We start from the raw sequence: 21825 nt of genomic DNA, 5'->3' as shown, positions 1-21825 counted from the left end.
AATCAGGGCAAAGGCAAGCCTATCATCAGAGGAATATGACATTGAAAAGATCGTAGGCACTCCACATCAAAGAATGGCTTATGACCCCCGACAACATCGCCCAGTGGCTCATCCAGTTTAATATCGACTCATTTCTAGCCGAGATGATCGGCACCGTAACAGTCATGCTGTACGTGGCCATTCTGGCCATGTTGGCGAACTTCATCGCCAAGCGCATCATCGCGAAGATCATACACCCGCTGATCAAACGTACGACAATCGCATGGGACGATCTCCTGATTGAAAACAGTGTGCTCATACGTTTTTCCCACCTGGTACCGGCCGCCATCATCCGCGCGCTAACCCCGGTCCTGTTTGCCTCCATGCCCGAAATCGTACGACTCAGCCATCTGGTGCTGAATGTGTACTTGATCGTCATCGTCCTGCTCATCGCGGACGCCCTGCTGAATTTCACCTGCGGGGTCTGGGAACGCGGCCCCGTCGGCAAGCGCTACCCTGCCAAAAGCGTCATCCAGGCGCTGAAACTGGTCATTTACCTGGTCGGCGTGATCTTTATCCTGTCGGTCATCCTGGGCAAATCGCCCCTGGTTTTCTTTTCCGGCCTGGGCGCGATCACAGCGATCCTCCTGTTAATTTTCAAGGACGCCATACTCGGGCTCGTGGCAGGCATCCAGCTCTCGGTCAACAACATGGTCATGGTCGGTGACTGGATAGAGATGCCGGCGCGCGGGGCGGATGGCGACGTCATCGACGTCTCCCTGACGACGGTCAAGGTACAGAACTGGGACAAAACCATCACCACGATTCCGACCTACGCCCTGATTTCCGACTCCTTCAAGAACTGGCGCGGCATGAGTGAATCAGGAGGTCGCCGGATCAAGCGGCCGATCCACGTCGATTTACGTACCATACAGTTCGCCGACGAGGAACTGCTGAACCGCTTCAAACGCATTCGTATCCTGCGCCCCTACCTCGATTCCAAACTCGAGGAAATCAAGAAATACAACGACGGAGTGGGTGATGACTTGCACGAACTGATCAACGGTCGACGGCTGACCAACATCGGAACCTTCCGTGCCTATTGCGTGGCTTATCTGCGCAATCACCCGAAAGTACATCAGGACATGACCTTGTTGGTCCGCCAACTGGCTCCGGCGGAGCACGGACTACCGATGGAAATCTACGTGTTCACTAACGATACCGTCTGGGCCAACTACGAAGGCATCCAAGGGGATATCTTCGACCATCTCCTATCGATCCTTCCGGAATTCAAACTGAGCGCTTACCAGAGCCCCAGCGGAGCCGACCTCGAAAAGGCCGGCCTGAGGCTACAGCTTAAAGGGGAAGCCTGAGGCATTCAACGCGGGGGCGGACGGCCAAAGGGAGGCGGAAAGGGTAAGCCCCCACCCGGCCCCTCGGACAAACCGGATCCGCCGCCTGCAGGCAGGTCGCGATACTCCATCGCTTCGGGCTGGTAGCGCTTGCCATTCACGCAAATCGTATTCGGATAGGCATCCGTACGCTCCACTCTTGTGCGGCCCGCTTCCATCAGGACCGCTCCGCCACGTACACAGCGGACAAAGTTCGCCACACGCTGGGCATCACCCTGTGGGCCATGCCCGATACGGGGCTGCCCCTCCTTCAGGTCACTGCGTTGCGCACCGGCCCCATGCACATCCATCACCTGGCCGTGCATCTGCCCGATCGCCCGGCCAAAGGACAGGTAAACCGCCTGTCGTGCATTCGGCCCGTCCACATGGGTCGTCGAGGTCCAAAAGTATGGATAGTCCGCCTCCCCGGCTTCATTCTTGATTTTCGAAGTGGCGAACACCGGAGCAATCGCGGCGGAATCCGTCGTATTCGGAGACCGGGCGTAATCGACAATTGATTGCAACTCCTTGGCATTCGGCAATCGCCAGTCCTCATGATCGGCCAGTTTCAAATTCTCTGCATATTGAAGCGCCTCCACCCAATTCATTCCGACTCCACTGTCTGCCTGCATCCAGGTCAAACCTGTGGCCAAGTCAGTGACCGTACCGTCCCCGTTGTCCTGAAAGTTATTGTCCCCATAGCCCACACGCCCTCGCACATAGCGCACGTAGAATTTCTTTTCCTGGCCCCTGCGCGGATCTTGGAGTCCATAGCCTTTGATCCGCCCGTCCGCAAAGTTGACGCCAAACAAGGTCGCCTGTCCGCGCATGGTCGTACTGACATACTTTGTACAGCTGAGCCATTGGGCATCAATGAAACGCTCCCCCGCATCGACCGCCCCATATCTGAAATCGAAGTAGTCGGTATTGATGTATGGAATCGCATTATCCGGAACCGTCGTAAACTGCCCCGGCCGCGAGGTACCGGTACGCCCCCTGAAATCGACCAGCGAGTAGAGCTCCTTGATCGTAGGCACCCGCCAGTCGTCGAAACCTGCAAGTCGCATGTCCCGGGCCTGCGCTTCCGCTTCTTCCAATGTGGCTTTCCGGACATCCACAGCCTTGGACCACATCAGCCCGGTATTCAAGTCGCTCACCGTACCATCAGCATTATCGCGGTAAACTGCGGCGACTCCGGCATATTGTGCATCCTGGCCGAAATACTTTTGGCCCATCCGGGGCATCTCAATCGGCTCCAGCACATCATAACAACGATCCTGCATGGTATCGACCACCACGGCGGGCGGACGCTCCGCAAAGCAAGCAAAGACCGGTGCAATGAGAAACAAGGGTATTCGGGATATGCCTGTCATATTCATGCGCTCATCCTAACAAATCCCATCTGAACATAAGATGAAAGCCATGAAATATCAAAATGTGCGTGCTCACAGTCAAACACTCAGAAATTCCGGTGATTCATCCGGCATTCATGTTACGGATGCTAAGATGCAGCCATGACAATTACAAATACAGTCAAAGAGAGCGAGTCCCTCATACATATCACACGCCTTTTCGGTGAGTTTGCCGAAGACGAGCACATCGTACAAAAACAAACAGAGGAAATTGAGATACTCGTTCAGGATAGCTATGCCGCCATCCTGGTGGATCTGCACAAGCTCTTCGGTGGCACGGACTACCTGTTCCAAGCGGAAATCGACCCAAAGGACCTGATCTTCGCGGACATCGACAGCAAGCAAGGCTTCCTCTTTCTGACTGCGGTGCAGGATTGCCCGGAATCAAGAATCCGCGTCACGGTACACGCGACCAGCTTTCGTGGCATCGTTCATTTTAGACATCTGAATGTCGTACTGAAGACCGTGGAAACGGCCTCGTGCTGCAAGACACGTATCGTCTGAACCGCTCAGCCTGCTCTTGACCCATCCCGGCGCACGGTCAGCCTCCGGACATGTTTAACGATGATTTCAGCCCGGCCGAAGACCGCCTCACAAATGGGGAAAAACTGGACAAGTATACCGGCGATGTGGGCTGGAAATACCTGCATCCGCACTACCAGGCCGGCAATCTGATCTATGTCGATCCCTCTATCGACCTAAAGACAGCGGGCCTTGCATTTGCCGAAGACGACAAGGAACAAGTTCAGGCATGGCTCCGCAGTGGCGATCTGGTCCAACCTTGCGACCTGCACGTCGAACATTGGATCAAAACAGGCACCCGCTTCAATGCCATGATCGTACGTCCATTCATCCTCGCTCAAGCGATCCTTCAGTCTTCGGAATAAGCCGCAGCCCCGAAGATTCGACTAATCCATGTAGCCCTCGAAAAGCACTTCGATTTCCTCGAGCATCTCCTCGGAGATAGAAAAATCGATAATCTGGGCAAAACAGTCGAGACTGGTCAGGGCGTTCATCGTCGCCTCACTGATGCTTTCGGTCCGGAAACGTCGCGAGAAGTCGATATTCAGCCGGTTCACATCCTGATAGATTTTTTGTAGCCCACTGAAGTCGAGATCCACCGACAAGCCCCGTTTCTGCCTGAAATACTGGGCCAGCGCATACATCGAGAGGGCACGGTAAACGGTTTCCTCGGTATTCGCAAAGGGAAGATGGAAGCGCGCCATGGGACGCAACTTATCCATTACAGGGCAGCCGCTCGTCACCATATAGATCCCAATGATCGAACTGATCGCCGGATAAAGGGCGGTCTTGCCACGTTCGGTAAGCCGCTGGCGTGTATTCACGGTGACCACGGCCTCTTCGACCGATTGCGCATCCTGGAAAAATTCGACCACATCGATCAAGCTCACTGCCACCGGGCAGCGGGGATGCTCCGTCGCCGAAAGCGGACAATGACGACACTTGCGATATTCCAGTCGAGTCCATTCCGGATAATAGTCACGGCTCGGCTGGATCAGGGAACAATTCTTCCGTAACAATTGTACATCGAAGACCTTGCTCGAACCGTCCGGAAAATCGAATTGGTAGGTCAACGTAAATACGGACTCGTCAGACATAAGCAGGGAAATATCAGTCCCTATACTTATTTCTTTCCTGCAAACTTTGTCAAAGACATGTATTAAGAGAATCAGGATGAAGGCAACGCGGCGTATCATACACATTGACATGGACTGCTTCTATGCGGCGGTGGAGATGCGGGAACGCCCCGAACTCAAGCAGAAGCCGATGGCGGTCGGCGGCAGTACGGGCCGCGGCGTCCTGACCACCTGCAACTACCCCGCCCGAGCATATGGCATCCGTTCGGCGATGCCGGTCTTCAAGGCCCGGGAACTGTGCCCCCAGTTGATCATCCTGCCTGTCCGGTTCGAACTATACCGCTCGGTGTCCCGACAGATTCGGGAAATATTCAAACGTTACACCGACCAAATTGAGCCGCTCTCCCTCGACGAGGCCTACCTCGATGTCAGCCACCTGAAACAACGCGGGGTGGACATTGCGGCGGAGATCCGCGCCTGCATTCAACATGAAACGGGCCTGACCGCCTCCGCCGGTATCGCCCCCAACAAACTGATCGCCAAGATCGCCAGCGACTGGAACAAGCCCGACGGACAGTGCGTCGTACACCCGTCCCGGGGCGCCGCCTTCATGGAAACGCTTCCGGTTCGACGGATCTGGGGAATCGGGCCCAAGAGTGCCGCCAAACTCGCCGAACTCGGAATTGAGACCTGCGGACAGCTGCAATTGCTGGAGCAAAGAGAACTGGTCCGCCATTTCGGAAGTTTCGGTTTAGAGTTGTACCAGCTATGCCGCGGAATCGACGAACGTCCGGTCGTCGCCAACCGTATCCGGAAGAGCTTGAGTAACGAACACACCTTTCAACAGGACTTGGAAAGCCTGAATGACTGCAGGGCGGTCCTTCGGCGGCAACACACCGAACTGCTCGAGGACCTCAAACAATCCGCGGCCGACCGGCCCATAGCCAAATTATTCGTCAAGTTGAAGTTTTCGGATTTCCAGCGGACGACTGCCGAGATCAGCTCCGGCCAACCCGCCTTCGAATCCTATGACAGCCTGCTCCGGGAGGCTTGGGGGCGCAGTGGAAAGTCAGTCCGACTACTGGGGCTGGGGGTTCGCTTCGCGGAAAGCCGCGCACAAGCCGAGCAATTGGAACTCGGCCTCTAAAATGACAAAACAGTTTGTCTTAGACCAGGAAATGGACCATGTTTTTCTCATTCTCACTACGTTACACCTAGACCACACAGTCATCCCCCGAACTGACCATGAAAACACTCTACACGCTCCTCCTTGCCGCCTTCGTTGCAATTCAGGCACAGGCCCAAACCGTCAAGATCGCCTATCCGAACTGGCCGGAAGGCATCGCGATCACCTATCTGGCAAAAGCCCTGATCGAAGACGAATTGGAATATAGGGTGGAGCTGACACAGGCCGAACCGGAAGCGATCTTTGCCTCGCTGGCCAGCGGCGATCAGGATGTCTTTCTCGATGCCTGGCTCCCCTACACCCATGCCGCCTACTGGAAGCAGTACTACGACCAACTGGAACGTCTGGGTACGGTTATGCCCCATGGAAAGACGGGACTGGCGGTCCCCGCCTATGTCAAGGTTCAGGATCTCTACGCGCTCAACAAACTGGCCCCCGAGCTGGGCGGAAAGATTATCGGGATCGAAACCGATGCCGGCATCACACGAAAAACCAACACTGCCATTCGCGAGTATAAGCTGGAATTGACCCAGAGCAATACCAGCACCGAAGCAATGATCACCGCGCTCGATGCCGCAATCCAAGCGGAGAAACCGATCGTGGTGACAGCCTGGACCCCGCACTGGATGTTCGCCAAATACGACCTTCGTCTCCTGCCCGACCCGCAGAATGTGTATCAGGCGGAGGGCTTGAGAAAGCTCGCACGGCTCGGCTTCAGCAAGGAAATGCCCGAAGTCGCCCATATTTTGAACCAGTTCAGCCTCACAGAGAGCCAGCTCAACGAATTGCTTCTTCAAATCGAGGAATCCGGCAAGGGCGCCGAAGCAGTCACACAAGCCTGGCTCGAAGCCCATCCTGAGCTGAGACAACAATGGACGGCCAAGAAAAGTTTCTGGAAGCGTCTATTCTAAACCATCCGCCCCGCCAAGCCTGCCATCACCATGCAAAAGCTCTACCTCCCGCTCCTCGTACTGTTTCTCTGCAATCCGCTTCTGCGGGCCGAATCTGTCTTCGAACAACTGCAACTGGTCGAGACGGACTACCGTGTCACGGTCGACGACATTGAATTGAAAGTCATCCAACAGGGAATCAGTCTGCGAGCCGTCGTGGATGAACGCGCGATCCAATCCCCGGAAGATGAGACCGTGACCAACCATGTCGGCTATCGTTCCTACCATCTGGAGTTGGCCTTCGACCCGTCGCTGGATCGGTTTCATTATTCTCGGCTCGAGTTCTACAAGGGCAACGAGCTCCTGCACCGCATGTCCATCAGTGATGACAGCCGCACAATGAAAACCAGCAACCAGCGCGTGTACCGTCGGCATTTCATGGCGGTTAATTTGAAAGACGTCCCCTTGACCCTGTTGGACGAAGCGGACCGCATCAATCTGGTCTACCGAGACTGAGCCGCAGGCATTCAGTGACTACGGGCTTTGCGCCGGATCATTGATCCAGAGCCCGGACCACGATCCGATCGTCTGCCTTAAGCCCGAGCGTAGCCACGGCGTCCTTATAGTTCCGGCAGATCAAGAGATAGCCCTGCGCGTCCCAGAACCCGACCCAGTCCCCGACCGGAACATCGGTATAGGTCCTGCCAAGCTTGACCCGCAGGACATGCTCGCCCGTACGCATTTGAAAGTAATCCCCGTGTTCAATCCCCAGCGCCTGCATGTCGGCACTCACGAAATTCGTAATGAAATTACCATAGACGGGCACGAGGGTCAGGGCTCGGCCGATGGCTTCTCCCTCTGAAAAGGAGACTGTGGAGTCCGGATGCAAAGCAATCGTGGCGTCCCTTCCGGCAACAACCTCTCCTTTCTCGACCCAGTCGACCAGCCCCATCAATCCGGCCGCCTGCTCCGCTTCGTTCTGGTTGACGTGCCCATCCCGGTGGATGGTCCAGAGGACCGGGGGCACTGTTGCCCCTTCCGACAGTTTCACATAGGTGGCCGGACCATCGAGTTCCGAGGTATTTGTAAGGAAGAGGACGGGGATGCGGGGCAGCCCATTGTAGTAATCCGCCAGCGTGGTCGAACTTTCGCCGGAGGCACCGATCGGCTCAAAGAGATAGGCTCCCATCGCGAGGACCCCGTCAAAGCGTTCCGGTTCATGCTCCGCCAGCCAAGTCGAAATACCGCCGCCCATGGAGTTTCCCATCAGATAGACCGCCGATGGTTCAAAGTCCGTCTCTCGCAGGATCCAGTCGTGCAATTGGATGATATCTTCGGCGGCATCCTCCATGATCCAGCCGTTTCGGCGGTAACTGGTCGAGGCGACTGCCCAGCCATCCGCCACCAGCTTCTTCGACAGCCCGTGACTCGATCCGACATCCGCCTCAACAGGCAAGCCTTCAGGCCGGTAACCATGCGCCAGCATTAGGAGTCGACCACCCGGTTCAGCAGGTAGATCCACCTGGAACTTGGCGCCTTGAATGACACCGGTCAACCGTTCTTGGCAAAAGCAAACCGCTGTCAGAGCACAGGATACTGTAAGTATGAAAGTCAGAAGCTTCATCGACATATCCTGAGCCTAAGCAGGAAGCGGGCAAATTGCCTCAGTGAAAGTGCATCGTGAGTTTCGGGTCTGTCCGTTCACGGACCGTTGTATACAAGAACTTCAAGGAATTTCCTCGCCCCCAAGCCTGAAATGTCTTAGCCTTTTTGCGTTATGCAAAACTCTACTATTGTTCTCCTCTCCGTGGCATTGCTAAGCAGTACTGCCACTGTCACCCCACTCCTCTCAAACTCCACGAACAGTCCGGCTCCTCAGCACCAAAACCTGACGGAAGCCGAGGTCGAGACACGCCTTGAAACCATCATCATTGAGGACTTCAAGATGGCCAAAATCCCCCTCTCCAAGGCGCTCGAACAACTGGATGCCATCACCGAGCCGCACGGCATCCAAATCGTTTTCCGCAAAATCGACGACAGGGACCCGATAGTGGACCTCAAGACTCGTAACCTGTCGCTTGCCCGTAACCTGAGCTTCCTCAGCCAACAGTGCGGTTACGACTGGACGGTTGACATGGGCGTCGTGATTGTGGCCCAACCTGGCACCAACGAGGCATTGGTGACCGACATTATCCCGGTCCGCTCGCCCACAGTACGGCGGCTATCCAAAATCGGCGGGCAATAGGCCGTTTCACAGCCGAAAAGGTTCATGCGCACAGAATGCCGGTTGGATCCTGCTGATTCAGCAGGTATTTCTATTTGCGCATATCGATTCCCGCCCGCATGCCTGCAGACGGTCCGCGTCTTTGAATGCCGATTCTAAATGATTCCGGCATCTACATCCAACATACGGCTTACGCCGGACGCGACACCACAGGGATCTCGTGTTGCATCGACGCTAAAGCTAAGGGTCGATAACCGATTTAAAAAATGCCTAATTTAAATCGAAGCGGCATCACACTGCTGTAGTTGGGCTCCGAAAGTGGGAAGCCTAGAGAACAAACGGCTAAAAACTTCTCTAATCCACTCTGAAGGAGCAAGTTAGCAGAGAAGCCAGACTGCTCGAAGTCATTAGCAAGATTACAACAGGTGGGTATTTATATCTAAAAATCTAATAAAGGCACACCCTATGCTCCCTTAATATCTGCTGGATCAGGGGACAGATCCCCCTGCATTCAGCCACGTCCAACAGTAAGGACGCGCTCAAAACAACACACTGATCTGTAGATAACTGAGCAAAATAGATATGAAAGCTATACTGAAAAACTGGGGAATCGGCGGATGGAGCCGGCGCTTGATTGCGGCAGCTGCCATCTTCTCGATTCTACACACTTCGCTTGCCGCGCAAGAGGCGGAAGCGATCGACTACTTGCCGCAAGGCGCGGCAGACATCCTGTGGCTGGTCGTCGCCGGCCTGCTGGTGTTCTTCATGCAGGCAGGTTTCGCCATGGTTGAGGCCGGGCTGACCCGCGCGAAGAATGCGAGCAACATCATGATGAAGAACCTGATGGACTTCAGCCTGGGCGCTCTGGTCTACTGGGCGATCGGCTACACGCTGATGTACGGCGAATCCGGCAACGGCTTCTTCGGCTGGGATAGTTCTCTCCTGCTGATGAACAGCGCGACACTCGGCACCGACAACGCCACCAGCGCAGGTTGGTTCTTCCAAGTCGTCTTCGCCGCAACCGCCGCCACGATCGTTTCGGGTGCCATGGCTGAACGCACGAAGTTCATCGCTTACTGTTTTTATTCACTGATTATTTCCGCCCTGCTCTACCCCATCTCCGGCCACTGGATCTGGGGCGGCGACGGCTGGTTGGCATCGATGGGCATGCGCGACTTCGCCGGCTCCACGGTGGTGCACTCGGTGGGTGCATGGGCCGCACTGGCAGGCGCGATCCTGATCGGACCGCGTAAGGGCAAATTCACGAAGGACGGGCAAGTCCGCGCAATTCCGGGCCACAATATGCCGCTCGCGGCTTTGGGCGTCTTCATCCTTTGGTTCGGCTGGTACGGATTCAACCCCGGCTCGACACTCGCCGCGGTGGACGGCATCGCTCATGTCGCCGTCACCACCACCTTGGGTGCCGCCGCAGGTGCGGTTGCTGCCATGATCACCACATGGATCATGTTCAAGAAGCCGGATCTCTCCATGTCGCTGAACGGCACACTGGCCGGTCTCGTAGCCATCACCGCTCCCTGCGCCTCCGTGTCGACAGGCAGCGCGGTCATCATCGGCCTCGTCGCGGGTATCCTCGTGGTCCTTTCCTGCTATGCACTGGAACACTTCCTCAAGATTGATGACCCGGTCGGCGCCATCAGCGTCCACGGTGTTTGCGGTGCCTGGGGCACGCTCTCCATCGGTCTTTTCGGCTCACAAGCGATTGATGTGCTCTACTGGGACGAGACCAGCTGCATCAAGGACGGCCTCTTCATGGGAGGCGGTTTCTCTCAACTGGCAACTCAAGCCATCGGCGTGGTCAGCGTCTTTGCTTTCACATTCGTGACAGCCTTCATCCTGTTCTTCATCCTGAAGAAGACCATCGGTCTCCGCGTCAGCGAAGAAGAGGAAGACAAGGGTCTCGATATCTGCGAGCACGGCGTCGAATCGTACCCGAACTTCGGTATCGAAGCCGACCGCACCTAAGCGGCTAGAAAGATGAACCATTAATCATCCGAATTATGAAATTCATTATCGCAATCATCAAGCCCTTCAAACTCGAGGAAGTGAAGGACGCGCTCGCTGAAATCGGCATCGACGGCATGACCGTCGCTGAAGTCAAGGGCTTCGGCCGTCAAAAAGGCCATACCGAAATCTACCGAGGCAGCGAATACACCGTGGACTTTCTTCCCAAAGTTCAGGTCGAAGTGGCCGTGGCCGACGACAAAGCCGAAGAAGCGGTCGCCACCATCAGCCAAGCCGCCAAGACCGGCAAGATCGGGGATGGCAAGATCTTCGTCCTCCCGCTCGAACAAACCGTCCGGATCCGGACGGAGGAGAGCGGAGATGAAGCCCTGTAATCAGGATAGCTAAATAGGAACCGAGCCCCTTTCCGGAAACGGAAAGGGGCTTTTTATTGGTTCATCGACCTTATACCGCCGAAATGGTAGGATACCCGCAGAACGAGAGGCTGGCCGCCTCAGTCGAAAGACGCCACATAGTCGTCGATCATGGCGAGGTAATACGCACGTTCCGTATCTGAGATCCATGCGGTGCGGAAACTATTCTTCGCAAGAGCAACCAGGTCTGCACGTGTCATGCCGGTCACCGACTGGGCGCGCAGCATCAGGTCACCCACGTAGAGACCGCGTTTCATGCCCGGATCATCGGAATGGATCGAGATTTCGACCCCCGCGTCCAGCAGGCCCTTAACGGCACCCGCACGATATTCCAATCGTCCGGGAATCTCACGGTAGAACAAGGAAGGCACGCCAGTCAGCCCGATCCCCCTCGCCTTCACTTCGGCCAGCAATTCCGGGTCGTCGAGTACATTCAAGCCATGGTCGATCCGCTCCACCCCAAGGGTACGGATGACACCCCAGTGATTCTCTATTGTGTTCTTCTGCCCCACATCGCAGTGGCTGGTCAAGCGCAGCCCGTAGCCCTTGGCCTTGGCGTAAACCTCCTTGAACTTTTCCGGGAAGTTCACGACCTCCGGATTATCGAGCCCCACCCCCATTAACTGCTTGTGCCAGGGCTTCGCATCCTCGAGGACTTGCATGGCCGTCTCCGCCGGTCGGTCACGCAGGAAGGCCATAATAAACCCGATCGTGAGCTCCATCTCGGATTCAGCGGCAGCCTTGCCCATGGCCAAGCCTTCAAAAACCTGATCCAAGCCCATCCCGCGCTCCAGGTGTAACTGGGGATCGAAGTACATTTCCACATGACGCACCCCCTGGCTGTAAGCCTTCCGGTAGTAATGCAGGGTGATATCCCGGATATCTTCCGGATACTTTACAACGCCGATCAATTCCTCGTAGATCTCGATAAAACTGGGCAGGTCATGAGCCGTCCTCAAACGCTCCCGGACTTCATCCGGTTCGGAATATGGCACTTCCATCCCGTTGCGGGCGGCAATCTTGAGAAAAAGCTCCGGCTCCATAGTCCCTTCCATGTGCAGATGCAGCTCCGCTTTTGGCAGGCCCATCACAAAGCGCTCCAGTTCAGGGTCCGGGCTAAAGCCGGCAAGTGTACTACTCAGACAAGTCAGCAGAGTGAGTTTACGAAGGCAGGATAGGATGTTTTTCATTCTAGGTCTTTGCGTTTGTAGCTCCCGCGGCACGCAGAAGCCATGCCAGATGATCTTGCCTCTCCTACCTGAGCGAGATGCGCCCTCGGACATGAGCCAGAATTCGCCCCTGATGTCGCTCCACGACCCGCGCCGGCAAGGGACGCCTGGCTCCGCAACAAAATGACTTTCCGCCATCCTGACAGAATTTATTCATGTAGCGTCGGCGGTAACCCGATGACGGTTTTCAACGATGCCATAGTTAAATCGAAGTGGTATTATAATTATTCCACAATGGCAGAGGCCGGGATCATGACGGGCAAAGCGGTACACCAGTTTGGTTTCCTGCCTGCGAACGTGATATACCCATGGGCATACGTTTTGCACAAAAAATGCCGCCGATGCGAACATCAGGCGGCATTTTGTGGGAGAAATTCGGATACAAACTAGTTTTGGTAGCCTTCGATGCGGCCATCCTTATAACGCTCCATCAGCAAACCGGAACCGGTCGAACCTTCGTAAGAGGTTTTTTCCGGCGTCATCGTGGTTTCTTGTTCAGGTGCCGATCCGTCATCCGCAGTAGTGGATGTCGTAGTTGTGCAAGCGGAGAAGAAAAGCGCGGCAGACGCAGCGAGAAGGATGTACAGAGTTTTCATGATGCTATTATATGTTGTGACTTATTCTATGCTTATGATTTTTAACGACATTGCAAACTTTCTCAACCTCTTTTCTCGTTAGTTTGCTTCATTTTCTGCCCGAGCTTCGACAGCCTACGGTGAAACCTGTACAAAAACCGCCGGTCTTGCTTGATTTCACCGGCCCAGACAACCACCCTGCAGATAAGTTTCGATCACACCCGTGCCCAAAGATACTAAAAATTCACATCGTTTTCCATATTTTAACCGCGAACTCAGTTGGCTGGCATTCAACCGTCGTGTGTTGGAACAGGCGGAATCCGACAATTATCCGCTGCTGGAGCGGATGAAATACCTCGCATTTGTTAGTTCCAACCTAGACGAATTCTTCGAAATCCGCGTATCCGGCCTCATGCAGCAGGTCAAATCAGGGCTGATCGAGCGTGGCCCGGACGGCCTGGGCCCCAAGGAACAGCTCCGACGTATCCAGAGTATCGCCAAACGCCTGGTCTCGGATCAGAATGACTGCTGGAAAACTCAGATTCTGCCCGGCCTGGAAGGGGCAAACATACTCTTCCGCCAATATGACCAATTGACCCGCAACGAGAAGGCCTGGGTGCGCCGTTACTTCGAAGAGCAGGTTTACCCGGTCCTCACTCCCCTCGCAATCGACCCGGCACACCCCTTCCCTCAACTGGTCAACAAGGCACTCTACATCCTCGCCTCGATCGACGATCCGAAGACACGCATGATCGAGCGGATGATGGCGATCATTCCGGTCCCCCGGATCCTGCCCCGCATCGTTAAGATCGACGTACCGCGGCGAGGCCATCCCGAAGTCTATATCTTCCTGAGTGATGTGGTGCAGCAATTCGTCAAGCAGCTCTTCCCGGGCTTGCGGGTCCGTTCGGCCGAGCCCTTCCGCATCACCCGGAACAGCGACCTCTACTTCGATGAGGAAGAAGTCGAGAACCTCCTGCGCCAGATCGAGGAGGAATTGATGAAGCGCGAAAAAGGTGCCGCCGTGCGCCTGGAGATCGGCAAAAATGCGGATCCGATCCTCCTTCAGGAATTCCTCGAAAAGATCGACCTGAGCCCGGAACAAGTCTTTTCCACGGATGGACCGATCAACCCGCTTCGACTGATGGGTGTCTATGACCTGATCGACCGGCCGGACCTCAAGTTCAAGCCCTATGTCCCCCATGTAGAGGCAGAGTTGGAGGTACCGGATCGCCTCTTCGAGAACATCGCGGCAAAGGACTACCTACTCCACCAGCCCTACGACAGCTTTCAGCCCTTTATCGACTTCATTAAACAGGCCGCCCACGACCCGGATGTCTTTGCCATCAAGCAAACCCTGTACCGGACCTCGGGCGACTCCCCGATCGTTGAAGCATTGATCGATGCCTCTCGCAACGGGAAACAGGTCACCGTGCTGGTCGAAATCAAGGCCCGTTTCGACGAGGCCAACAACATCCAGTGGGCCCGGCAGCTCGAAGATGTCGGCGTGCATGTCGTCTACGGTCTGGTTGGCCTGAAGACCCACTGTAAGACCTGCATGATAGTACGGCGCGAGGGCGATCGCTTGCGGCGCTATGTGCATCTCGGAACAGGGAACTACAACCAGAAAACCGCAAAGCTGTATACCGACCTCAGCTTCTTCACCTCACGTGACGACATTACGGAAGACGTCGCCAACCTCTTCAACACACTCACCGGCTTCGCTCACTCCCCAAGCTTCAGTAAGCTGCTGGTCGCACCGTTCAACCTGCACAGCACCCTGCAGCAATATATTCGGACCGAGACACGCAACGCCAAAGCCGGACGGCCGGCGCGCATCATTGCACAAACCAACAGTCTCGTGGACCAGCAGACGATCGACAATCTCTACCTCGCCTCCCAAGCGGGCGTGAAAGTTGACCTGATCGTCCGCGGCATCTGCAATCTGGTCCCCGGCATCAAAGGGGTCAGCGAGAACATCCGCGTGCGCAGTATCCTGGGGCGCTACCTGGAACACAGCCGTATCTTCTATTTCGAGAATGCCAAGGGCCCCCAAGCCCACATCCTAGCGGGGAGCGCCGACTGGATGCCGCGTAATTTCTTCCGGCGCATCGAATGCGTGTACCCGGTGGAAGACCCGGAAATCCGCAAGCGCGTATACCAGATCCTTGAGACCTATCTGCAGGATACCAAAAATGCACGTATCCTACGCGCCAATGGTGCCTATCAGGGAATCCGGGCCAAAGAAGCCGTCGCATCCCAGGAAATCTTTGCCCAGCAAGCCGGTGAACGTCGCCGAAAACGACCCGACCACGAAAATGTCGAGGCGGTCGCGCAAAGCGCGATTCCGATCATCCCCCTGTTGGGACCAACCAGTAACAGCTGAGAGCCTCACCTGCGTGGCCAAGGCCAAGAAATCCACCTCCCGCTCCGCCTCCCGTACACCCGCTGCCAGCAGCAAGCCGCGGAAAGCAAAAGGACGCTCCGCTCGGAAACCTCGCTCGAAAGGCAAAGGTTTTCCGTGGAAGACCGTGACCGCCCTACTCCTGCTCGGTCTGCTTGGCGTCGGCCTCTATCTGTACCGGGGACAGCTCTTTCATCACGCCCCCATTCAGGGACGTATCGCGGATAACGCAGCCGAAATCCAAATCGCCCTGGCGCGCAGCGGTTATTCACCAGGCTCCATCGACGGACAGTTGGGCAAGCAAACCCGGCAGGCCCTGCAGGCATTCCAGCGCGAATCCGGTCTGGAGCCGAGCGGGGAATATGATGCGTCCACAGCCTCACGTCTCAAGATCGAGGATCCTGTATTCGCACGGCTGAAGCTCTCTGCCGCAGACTTCAAGCGCATCGAGACCAAACCCGCAAGTTGGCGAGAACGGGGACAGCGTCAACGCATGGCCTACAATTCGATCCTGGAGCAAGTCGCTGAATTCACCCAAAGCGATCCCGATTTCCTGAAGGAACTCAATCCGGGCATTGATTGGCTGCTCCTTGAGCTTGGTGACGAGGTCACTGTCCCCCACATGCCGCCCTACCAATGCCCTCGACCCGCCACACAGATCGAGATATCGCTCAGCAAGCGCAGCCTGCAGCTCCGCGACGACCGCGGCAAGCTACTCTTCCATTGCCCGGTCAGTATCGCACGCCGGGTGGATAAACGTCCACAGGGTGAATTAAAGGTCATCGTCCGGGTGGAAGATCCGAACTACACATTCAACCCCTCGATCCTGACCGCCACCGCGCAACGCGAGGGAATCACCGAAAAGTTCATTATTCAGCCTGGCCCCAACAATCCCGTCGGCTCCGTCTGGATCGGGCTGAACCTGCCGAGCTATGGCATCCACGGCACACCGGAACCCGAAAAAGTGGGACGGACCGAGTCCAGCGGCTGCTTCCGGCTCGCCAATTGGAATGCCGAAACCGTCCTCCAGGCCGTCGCCGTCGGCACACCTGTCCTCGTACGCCCCTGAATACGACCTTCGGTCAACGCAGCCTTCTTGCATTCGAAGCGCTCGCCTGCAAAGGCGGCCTTCAAAGGTAACCCCAGAAACGGCGTGGGTTCATAGCTGTCCAAGTCGACCAGGATGCGAGGCGATGCCAGATGGTGAAAGGTCCTGCCCATCCAATGCAAACAGTGCTCCTGGATCAGCCCGAGCATATTCGGCAGCCAAGTCTCCGGCAGTTCGCGCGTCGACTCGTCCTCGAACGACATGGCTTTCACATCCGCTCCCATTTCCCCGATCAAAAGCGGGTACTATTTGGAGACCTCGAATAAGGACGCCCTTTTCCAGTCTGCGTCCCGGCAATATGTCGCAGGCATTGCGAATCCGCCAAAGCATGCTATCGGTGGCCTATGGAAGCACCCATCTCACCTTTCACTGAAACGCGCGGCATGCTCTACTTCGCACGCATGCTCGACAAGATCCGCAAGCATGCGGCCGGTACCCTCCGCGAGGACTTTCACAAAAACCTCGGCACCGCCCTCGACGGACGCTGCTGCCAGTTCCTCCGCGTGGACTATTCCGCAGTGGTTGAACGCACACTGCAGGGCGGCAGCGATACCGAGATCCTCGACTGGTGCTTCGAGAACGGCCGCCCCCTCGACGAAACCGACATCTTCATCTGGAGCGAATACACCCGCAAAATCGGATGGAACGACAATCGCAGCGAAATGTTGGAGACCTACAAGGCCGGAAGCGGCCTCGGCCACCGGGACGACCTGATTACCATGTTCGCGTTTATGGATGCTGATGAAGGGCGCGATGCCATTTCATCATGTCCGCGCTCCGCTTCAACGCCTTGTAAATAAAAGCCAGCTTGAAGGATCGGGCAGGCATTCATTCGCAATGCGCGGCTCTCCCTTAAGCCATCTGCTCTATACTGTCCCTGTTCACGGGATCCAATGCTTCCCGATCGGTCAGGAAACGCATCGCTTCCTCAACGGCAAAATCCCCCATACGGAAACATTCATTGCCCAACGAACCTGCGATATGAGACGTCAGGAAAACATTCGGAAGATTGCGAAATTCCGACTGTCTGATTTTCGACTCATCCGCCAGTACATCCAACACAGCAAACAGGTCCGAACGCTCTTTAAGTACGTCCAGCACTTCTTCTTCCTCAACTAAGCCGCCTCTCGCGGTATTGATAAAGACTCCGTACGGTGGCATCAGACGTAGCAGGTCTCCAGTCACCATTCCCGTAGTGCTCGGCAACAATGGCGTATGGAGGGAAACCACGTTGGAATGCCTGAAGATTTCCTCCAAGCTATCCACACGCGTCACACCATATTCATCAAAGATCGCGGACGATACATACGGATCGTAAGCAATCACATCCGCCTGCATGTTGAACAGTTTCTCGCAAACCAATTGCCCGATCGCCCCCATCGAAACGATGCCGACTTTCGAGCCAAGGTAGACCCCCAACGTTCCGTCCCGGTCCAGTAGCTCCGAGTCCAAGCGAATGCTTGCATTATCCAACCAGGCACGCTTCAGTGCGAATACAATCGAGGCGACCGTATATTCGGCCACAGGGATCGCATTCGCTCGATAGGAACTGGTTAACAAAATACCGCGCTCCCAAAAAGCCTCCGTAACAAAATATCTGACTGAACCAGCGGCATAGAAGAGGGCGCGCACGCAAGGTAGTGCTTTGAGCAGCTCCTCATCCATGACCGGACATCCCCATCCAGAAAAAACGAGTTCCACATCGGAAAAGCGTGCCGGATTCTCCAAGAGATCCTCCCGGGTGTATATCTCACCGTCATTACAGGTGATTTCACAGATTCTATCACGCGCAGTCTGACTGTAAATTAGGCCAAAAGCTTTACGCTCCAATAGGTATATTGATCGTGGATGCATTTCAGATGTGGACGGTGTCAGAAGGTATGTCACTTACCCAGATCGAAATGCAATACATTACATATTCGGGCTGCAATTCAAAAATAGCCGCGCACAGCTTTAATCGCCCCTCAGCTGCAGGTCTCCTGCTTTTCAGGAAATACGGGCAACCGATGCCCTCGGCACAACCGCCCCATCTACAATCTGTTGCAGCTGGTTCTTGTCCAGGTTTCTCAAATCATCACGTGACATCTTCATCATCGAAATGAGAGTTTGAGCACTCTTGATCGCCACTTCCTGGTACCCGGTGTCCACAGTCGTCAATGGAGGGAAAAGAACTTCGCCAATGCGATAGTTCCCGAAGCCCATAACCGAAATATCGTCTGGAATGGACAGGCCGAACTCTCGTATCGCCTGCATGGCTCCGGCAGCCACATCATCAGTAATCGCAACAATTGCCGAGGGGCGCCGGCCCTCCTCCAAGACCTTACGCATCGCATCGTAGCCACTCTTGATGTCCCAGAGAGTCGGGACGTAACGATCTGCGGCATCAGGGATTCCCCGCTCCTTCATCAAGCCTCCCCATTTCCCGAAGAGACTGTTGCCCCAGCTTTCCTCGGGCCCGGCAAAGACCAGAATATCGCGGTGCCCCATGTCGATGAGGTAATCCAATGCCTCCCGACTTACGGCATCGTTATCCAAGTGAACGTGCGGTGCATTGACACTTTCGCCATACGCACTGAGCAAAACGAAGGGAGTTCCATGCTCGCGCAATTCCCAGAAATGCTTCTCTCCCGCGTTGTAGTTCACCGTCGAGATGATCATCCCGGACACGCGGTATTCGACCGCATCGTGAAGGCACTGAATCTCCTTCTCGATGTCTTGGTCTGTATTGTAGATGATCGTCGAAAATCCGTTCTGATAGAGATGGTCCTGCATCAAGCGAATTAACCGGGATGTCGTTTCCGCGGCAGAGTTACCGACCACAATCGCCACCAACTTGATCTTCCCTTGAATCACACCGTGAACCAGCTTGTTCGGCCGATACTGCAAGCGATCCGCCAAATCCATGATCCGCTTACGTGTTTGGGCATCAACGATCTCCTGATTGCGTAAGGCACGGGAAACAGTGGCGGTTGACACACCGGCCAACTCTGCAATTTGTTTCATCGATACTATTTTACCTGACATTAGCTTATAAAATAAATTGTGAATCCTTAATTCAATGCTGATTTTCCGCTTTTTATTTGAATTTGAAACTCTGACCTTATTTTCAGGTTGCAATTGCAATGCATTACATTGAGTCTTGTTGGAGCACTGATTCAATCGAAAATACAACGAAACAAAGCCTTTCCAATGCCCCCAAAAAATCATCCCGCACGTAACGTCATCTACATCCACACACACGATATGGGTCGTTACATAAGTCCATACGGATATCCGGTTCCGACACCGAATCTCCAGAAGTTCACGAAGGATTCGACGCTATTCCGTCAGGCTTTCTCGGGGGCTCCGACATGCTCCCCAAGCCGCGCGTGCCTGTTAACAGGGGTCACCGCCCATGAATCTGGCATGTGGGGACTCGCCCACAAAGGGTTCAAACTGAGCAATCCCGAAAACCATCTCGCAGCCTTCCTTCGCCGCAACGGATTCGAAACTGTACTGTGCGGGATACAACACGAGTTCAGCGATCATTCCGAAGACAAACCTTACGATCACATCTACAAGGAGCAACCGTCATCGGACGAAGAAAAGGCGGATGCCGCGATTGAATACCTAAAACAAGAGCACACGAAGCCCTTTTTCCTTTCGCTAGGCTTCTTTTATCCGCACCGGAAATATAAGCAGGCTGATTATAACGTGTATAATCCGGACCACATCCGCCCCCCCGACGGCATACCGGATACAGACGAGACCCGTAAGGACATGGCCGATTACCACTGCAGCGTGGAAGACGCGGATGCCAACATCGGCAGGGTTTTACAATGTATCCAAGAGACTGGTCGTGATCAGGACAGCATCATCATTATTACGACCGATCACGGACTGGCTTTCCCCAGCATGAAATGTAATCTAAACGATCAGGGCATGGGAGTCACTCTGATGATGGACTATCCGGGCAATCCAGCCAAAGGCACCGCGACCGACTCACTCGTATCCCATTTGGATATTTACCCAACCCTGTGCGACTTGCTTGAGCTCGAACCACCGGACTATCTCGAAGGGACGAGCATACGCCCTCTCTTTGAGGGAAACGCAGACCACATCCGGGAAGAAGTTTTTGCCGAAGTGAATTTCCACGGGGCTTACGAGCCGATGCGCTGCGTCAGGACAAACCGGTATAAACTGATAAAACGCTACTACAGCGGCCCCCGACGCCTCTCGAATTGCGACGGGTCCCACACTCGGAATGTGATGCTCGAAAAAGGCTGGCAGCATGACGAATTACCGGCAGTCGAACTGTTCGACTTGTTTTTCGATCCTTTGGAATTCCGCAACTTGGCAGGTTCCCCTACATACGCGGACATACTGAAAGACTTGGAACAGAAATTAACAAACTGGATGAAGGAAACCAATGACCCCTTGCTTCAAGGCGACATCACGCCTCTTCCCGGTGCCTTGGTAAACGTCCCGGAGTCAATCTCCGCAGGCGACGGACCCTTTATCCAATATTAGTATTACCGCATCAACAAGACTCCCAAGCAGCAAAGCCACCCCATGAAAATCCGAAGGACCACCGGCATACTGGCTCTCAGCGCCTTTTTGATAAGCGCTTGCGACAAGCAAAGCGATACGCAGGCATCCACTGACGAATTGATCGAACGGGGCATGTCTGCGTTGAAGACGGTGAGTTACGACTCGGCCTACGACTATTTTGCCCGTGCGCAGGCTACACTCACGCAAGAGGATCCGCGATGGACACAGGTAGTTTACGGTGAGGCCTTAAGCAGTTGGTATCAAAGTCCGGCAAACAAAACTTCAGTCAACACTGCAGTCGGCCTGCTCAACCAGATCATTGAAGCAAAGCCGCAATCAGAGTTCGCCGCCTCTGCCATGATCGACCTTGGACGCATCCACGAGGTGGTGGATTACCCCGGCGACGAAGCGGACGTCGAAGCGGCACAAAGCTATTACAACAAAGTTCGCGATCAGTTCGCTGATTCGGACATGTCCATCCGAGCCAGCATTTATCTCGCTCAGAGTATGGCTCAATCACTGACACCGGAAAACATTCGGGAAGCGATCTCGGTGTTAAATCAAGAGCTCATGAAGCAACCGTCCCCGAGCTGGTCCGGACTGCTTCAACAATACAAAGCACAACTCTACGCCTACTACCTGCACGAACCGAAGCAGGCCCTGGAACCCTACGCGGAGGCCATGAGAGACGGATTCCCGAAAACATCCGACAGCGACAAATACCTGTGGCAACTGGGGGTTCTTGCGGGTGACAACGACGACCTGAAACTCGAATCCGAAGCTTACACCAACATTCTGAATAACTATCCCCGCAGTGCCTATGGCTCTGTGGCCCGTGATGAGTTGACTTCAATCCAGCAAGCGCATCCCGAGCTCGGGATTCAGCTTCCGCAGCAACACTAA

At 55.1% G+C, this 21825-nt stretch carries 21 protein-coding genes; 14 read left to right on the top strand and 7 right to left on the bottom strand.

All coding sequences use genetic code 11. The features are described 5' to 3' along the window. The first annotated feature begins 80 nt into the window (after window positions 1–80). Window positions 81–1352 (top strand): mechanosensitive ion channel family protein, encoded by a 1272-nt coding sequence (locus O2597_RS05320; protein WP_269523164.1) that lies wholly within the window; start codon window positions 81–83, stop codon window positions 1350–1352. Between the two features lie 5 nt (window positions 1353–1357). On the opposite strand, the gene O2597_RS05315 is transcribed toward O2597_RS05320, so the two are convergent. Further along, window positions 1358–2719 carry an Lcl C-terminal domain-containing protein gene (locus tag O2597_RS05315; protein WP_269523163.1) on the bottom strand — a complete coding sequence of 454 codons (1362 nt, stop codon included), beginning with the start codon at window positions 2717–2719 and terminating at the stop codon, window positions 1358–1360. Between the two features lie 165 nt (window positions 2720–2884). On the opposite strand from O2597_RS05315, the gene O2597_RS05310 reads away from it, so the two are divergent. After that, entirely contained in the window at window positions 2885–3286 is a 402-nt protein-coding gene (locus tag O2597_RS05310; RefSeq protein WP_269523162.1) for a hypothetical protein, read from the top strand. Between the two features lie 50 nt (window positions 3287–3336). Next, window positions 3337–3669 (top strand): DUF2288 domain-containing protein, encoded by a 333-nt coding sequence (locus O2597_RS05305; RefSeq protein ID WP_269523161.1) that lies wholly within the window; start codon window positions 3337–3339, stop codon window positions 3667–3669. A 21-nt stretch (window positions 3670–3690) separates the two neighbouring features. Here O2597_RS05305 and O2597_RS05300 read toward each other — a convergent pair whose 3' ends face one another. Continuing rightward, entirely contained in the window at window positions 3691–4401 is a 711-nt protein-coding gene (locus tag O2597_RS05300; RefSeq protein WP_269523160.1) for a DUF6901 family protein, read from the bottom strand. Window positions 4402–4477: 76 nt separating this feature from the next. On the opposite strand from O2597_RS05300, the gene dinB reads away from it, so the two are divergent. The 3 genes from dinB to O2597_RS05285 all read left to right on the top strand — a co-directional run bounded on the left by dinB (window position 4478) and on the right by O2597_RS05285 (window position 6972). Next, complete coding sequence (gene dinB / locus O2597_RS05295; protein ID WP_269523159.1) at window positions 4478–5527, top strand: DNA polymerase IV; 1050 nt, start codon at window positions 4478–4480, stop codon at window positions 5525–5527. A gap of 98 nt (window positions 5528–5625) precedes the next feature. Next, window positions 5626–6477 (top strand): glycine betaine ABC transporter substrate-binding protein, encoded by an 852-nt coding sequence (locus O2597_RS05290; RefSeq protein WP_269523158.1) that lies wholly within the window; start codon window positions 5626–5628, stop codon window positions 6475–6477. 30 nt (window positions 6478–6507) lie between these two features. Next, on the top strand, window positions 6508–6972 hold the full coding sequence (locus tag O2597_RS05285; RefSeq protein WP_269523157.1) for a hypothetical protein: 465 nt from the start codon (window positions 6508–6510) through the stop codon (window positions 6970–6972). 37 nt (window positions 6973–7009) lie between these two features. Here O2597_RS05285 and O2597_RS05280 read toward each other — a convergent pair whose 3' ends face one another. Then, window positions 7010–8086 (bottom strand): alpha/beta fold hydrolase, encoded by a 1077-nt coding sequence (locus O2597_RS05280; protein WP_269523156.1) that lies wholly within the window; start codon window positions 8084–8086, stop codon window positions 7010–7012. A gap of 147 nt (window positions 8087–8233) precedes the next feature. On the opposite strand from O2597_RS05280, the gene O2597_RS05275 reads away from it, so the two are divergent. The 3 genes from O2597_RS05275 to O2597_RS05265 all read left to right on the top strand — a co-directional run bounded on the left by O2597_RS05275 (window position 8234) and on the right by O2597_RS05265 (window position 11037). Beyond that, window positions 8234–8701, top strand: coding sequence for a hypothetical protein (locus tag O2597_RS05275; protein ID WP_269523155.1), 468 nt, complete (start codon window positions 8234–8236; stop codon window positions 8699–8701). 561 nt (window positions 8702–9262) lie between these two features. Further along, window positions 9263–10663, top strand: a complete 1401-nt coding sequence (locus tag O2597_RS05270) for an ammonium transporter (RefSeq protein ID WP_269523154.1) — start codon at window positions 9263–9265, stop codon at window positions 10661–10663. A 35-nt stretch (window positions 10664–10698) separates the two neighbouring features. After that, entirely contained in the window at window positions 10699–11037 is a 339-nt protein-coding gene (locus O2597_RS05265) for a P-II family nitrogen regulator (RefSeq protein ID WP_269523153.1), read from the top strand. A gap of 119 nt (window positions 11038–11156) precedes the next feature. Here O2597_RS05265 and add read toward each other — a convergent pair whose 3' ends face one another. Continuing rightward, complete coding sequence (add, locus tag O2597_RS05260; protein WP_269523152.1) at window positions 11157–12266, bottom strand: adenosine deaminase; 1110 nt, start codon at window positions 12264–12266, stop codon at window positions 11157–11159. Window positions 12267–12691: 425 nt separating this feature from the next. Beyond that, complete coding sequence (locus O2597_RS05255) at window positions 12692–12901, bottom strand: hypothetical protein (RefSeq protein WP_269523151.1); 210 nt, start codon at window positions 12899–12901, stop codon at window positions 12692–12694. A 202-nt stretch (window positions 12902–13103) separates the two neighbouring features. Between O2597_RS05255 and ppk1 the strand changes: the two genes are divergently transcribed. The 3 genes from ppk1 (at window position 13104) to O2597_RS05240 (ending at window position 17192) form a co-directional block, all read left to right on the top strand. Beyond that, on the top strand, window positions 13104–15266 hold the full coding sequence (gene ppk1, locus O2597_RS05250) for a polyphosphate kinase 1 (protein WP_269523150.1): 2163 nt from the start codon (window positions 13104–13106) through the stop codon (window positions 15264–15266). 145 nt (window positions 15267–15411) lie between these two features. After that, on the top strand, window positions 15412–16353 hold the full coding sequence (locus O2597_RS05245; protein ID WP_269523149.1) for a L,D-transpeptidase family protein: 942 nt from the start codon (window positions 15412–15414) through the stop codon (window positions 16351–16353). Window positions 16354–16736: 383 nt separating this feature from the next. Beyond that, the gene (locus O2597_RS05240) at window positions 16737–17192 is read left to right on the top strand and encodes a DUF5069 domain-containing protein (protein WP_269523148.1); all 456 of its coding nucleotides are present in this window, start codon (window positions 16737–16739) and stop codon (window positions 17190–17192) included. Between the two features lie 52 nt (window positions 17193–17244). On the opposite strand, the gene O2597_RS05235 is transcribed toward O2597_RS05240, so the two are convergent. Both O2597_RS05235 and O2597_RS05230 read right to left on the bottom strand, forming a co-directional pair. Next, window positions 17245–18246, bottom strand: coding sequence for a hydroxyacid dehydrogenase (locus tag O2597_RS05235; RefSeq protein ID WP_269523147.1), 1002 nt, complete (start codon window positions 18244–18246; stop codon window positions 17245–17247). Window positions 18247–18378: 132 nt separating this feature from the next. Then, window positions 18379–19395: a LacI family DNA-binding transcriptional regulator gene (locus O2597_RS05230; protein WP_269523146.1), complete on the bottom strand. Its 1017-nt coding sequence runs from the start codon at window positions 19393–19395 to the stop codon at window positions 18379–18381. A gap of 186 nt (window positions 19396–19581) precedes the next feature. On the opposite strand from O2597_RS05230, the gene O2597_RS05225 reads away from it, so the two are divergent. Together O2597_RS05225 and O2597_RS05220 are read left to right on the top strand one after the other, a co-directional pair. Further along, on the top strand, window positions 19582–20901 hold the full coding sequence (locus O2597_RS05225) for a sulfatase family protein (RefSeq protein ID WP_269523145.1): 1320 nt from the start codon (window positions 19582–19584) through the stop codon (window positions 20899–20901). A 42-nt stretch (window positions 20902–20943) separates the two neighbouring features. Further along, window positions 20944–21825 (top strand): tetratricopeptide repeat protein, encoded by an 882-nt coding sequence (locus O2597_RS05220; RefSeq protein WP_269523144.1) that lies wholly within the window; start codon window positions 20944–20946, stop codon window positions 21823–21825.

Origin of the sequence: Coraliomargarita parva (assembly GCF_027257905.1) — a bacterium.
Lineage (GTDB): Bacteria > Verrucomicrobiota > Verrucomicrobiia > Opitutales > Coraliomargaritaceae > Coraliomargarita_A > Coraliomargarita_A parva.
The sequence above is the reverse complement of the archived record's forward strand: the minus strand, read 5'-3'. Positions and strand labels throughout refer to the sequence as shown.

What these genes read in the sequence shown, in the direction of transcription:
- O2597_RS05235 (WP_269523147.1), bottom strand. Translation starts at nt 18,246, where the DNA reads ATGCATCCACGATCAATATACCTATTGGAGCGTAAAGCTTTTGGCCTA.
- O2597_RS05305 (WP_269523161.1), top strand. Translation starts at nt 3,337, where the DNA reads ATGTTTAACGATGATTTCAGCCCGGCCGAAGACCGCCTCACAAATGGG.
- O2597_RS05290 (WP_269523158.1), top strand. Translation starts at nt 5,626, where the DNA reads ATGAAAACACTCTACACGCTCCTCCTTGCCGCCTTCGTTGCAATTCAG.
- O2597_RS05320 (WP_269523164.1), top strand. Translation starts at nt 81, where the DNA reads ATGACCCCCGACAACATCGCCCAGTGGCTCATCCAGTTTAATATCGAC.
- O2597_RS05240 (WP_269523148.1), top strand. Translation starts at nt 16,737, where the DNA reads ATGGAAGCACCCATCTCACCTTTCACTGAAACGCGCGGCATGCTCTAC.
- O2597_RS05265 (WP_269523153.1), top strand. Translation starts at nt 10,699, where the DNA reads ATGAAATTCATTATCGCAATCATCAAGCCCTTCAAACTCGAGGAAGTG.
- O2597_RS05285 (WP_269523157.1), top strand. Translation starts at nt 6,508, where the DNA reads ATGCAAAAGCTCTACCTCCCGCTCCTCGTACTGTTTCTCTGCAATCCG.
- O2597_RS05225 (WP_269523145.1), top strand. Translation starts at nt 19,582, where the DNA reads ATGCCCCCAAAAAATCATCCCGCACGTAACGTCATCTACATCCACACA.
- O2597_RS05280 (WP_269523156.1), bottom strand. Translation starts at nt 8,086, where the DNA reads ATGTCGATGAAGCTTCTGACTTTCATACTTACAGTATCCTGTGCTCTG.
- O2597_RS05255 (WP_269523151.1), bottom strand. Translation starts at nt 12,901, where the DNA reads ATGAAAACTCTGTACATCCTTCTCGCTGCGTCTGCCGCGCTTTTCTTC.
- O2597_RS05220 (WP_269523144.1), top strand. Translation starts at nt 20,944, where the DNA reads ATGAAAATCCGAAGGACCACCGGCATACTGGCTCTCAGCGCCTTTTTG.
- O2597_RS05300 (WP_269523160.1), bottom strand. Translation starts at nt 4,401, where the DNA reads ATGTCTGACGAGTCCGTATTTACGTTGACCTACCAATTCGATTTTCCG.
- dinB (WP_269523159.1), top strand. Translation starts at nt 4,478, where the DNA reads ATGAAGGCAACGCGGCGTATCATACACATTGACATGGACTGCTTCTAT.
- O2597_RS05275 (WP_269523155.1), top strand. Translation starts at nt 8,234, where the DNA reads ATGCAAAACTCTACTATTGTTCTCCTCTCCGTGGCATTGCTAAGCAGT.
- O2597_RS05310 (WP_269523162.1), top strand. Translation starts at nt 2,885, where the DNA reads ATGACAATTACAAATACAGTCAAAGAGAGCGAGTCCCTCATACATATC.
- O2597_RS05230 (WP_269523146.1), bottom strand. Translation starts at nt 19,395, where the DNA reads ATGAAACAAATTGCAGAGTTGGCCGGTGTGTCAACCGCCACTGTTTCC.
- add (WP_269523152.1), bottom strand. Translation starts at nt 12,266, where the DNA reads ATGAAAAACATCCTATCCTGCCTTCGTAAACTCACTCTGCTGACTTGT.
- O2597_RS05270 (WP_269523154.1), top strand. Translation starts at nt 9,263, where the DNA reads ATGAAAGCTATACTGAAAAACTGGGGAATCGGCGGATGGAGCCGGCGC.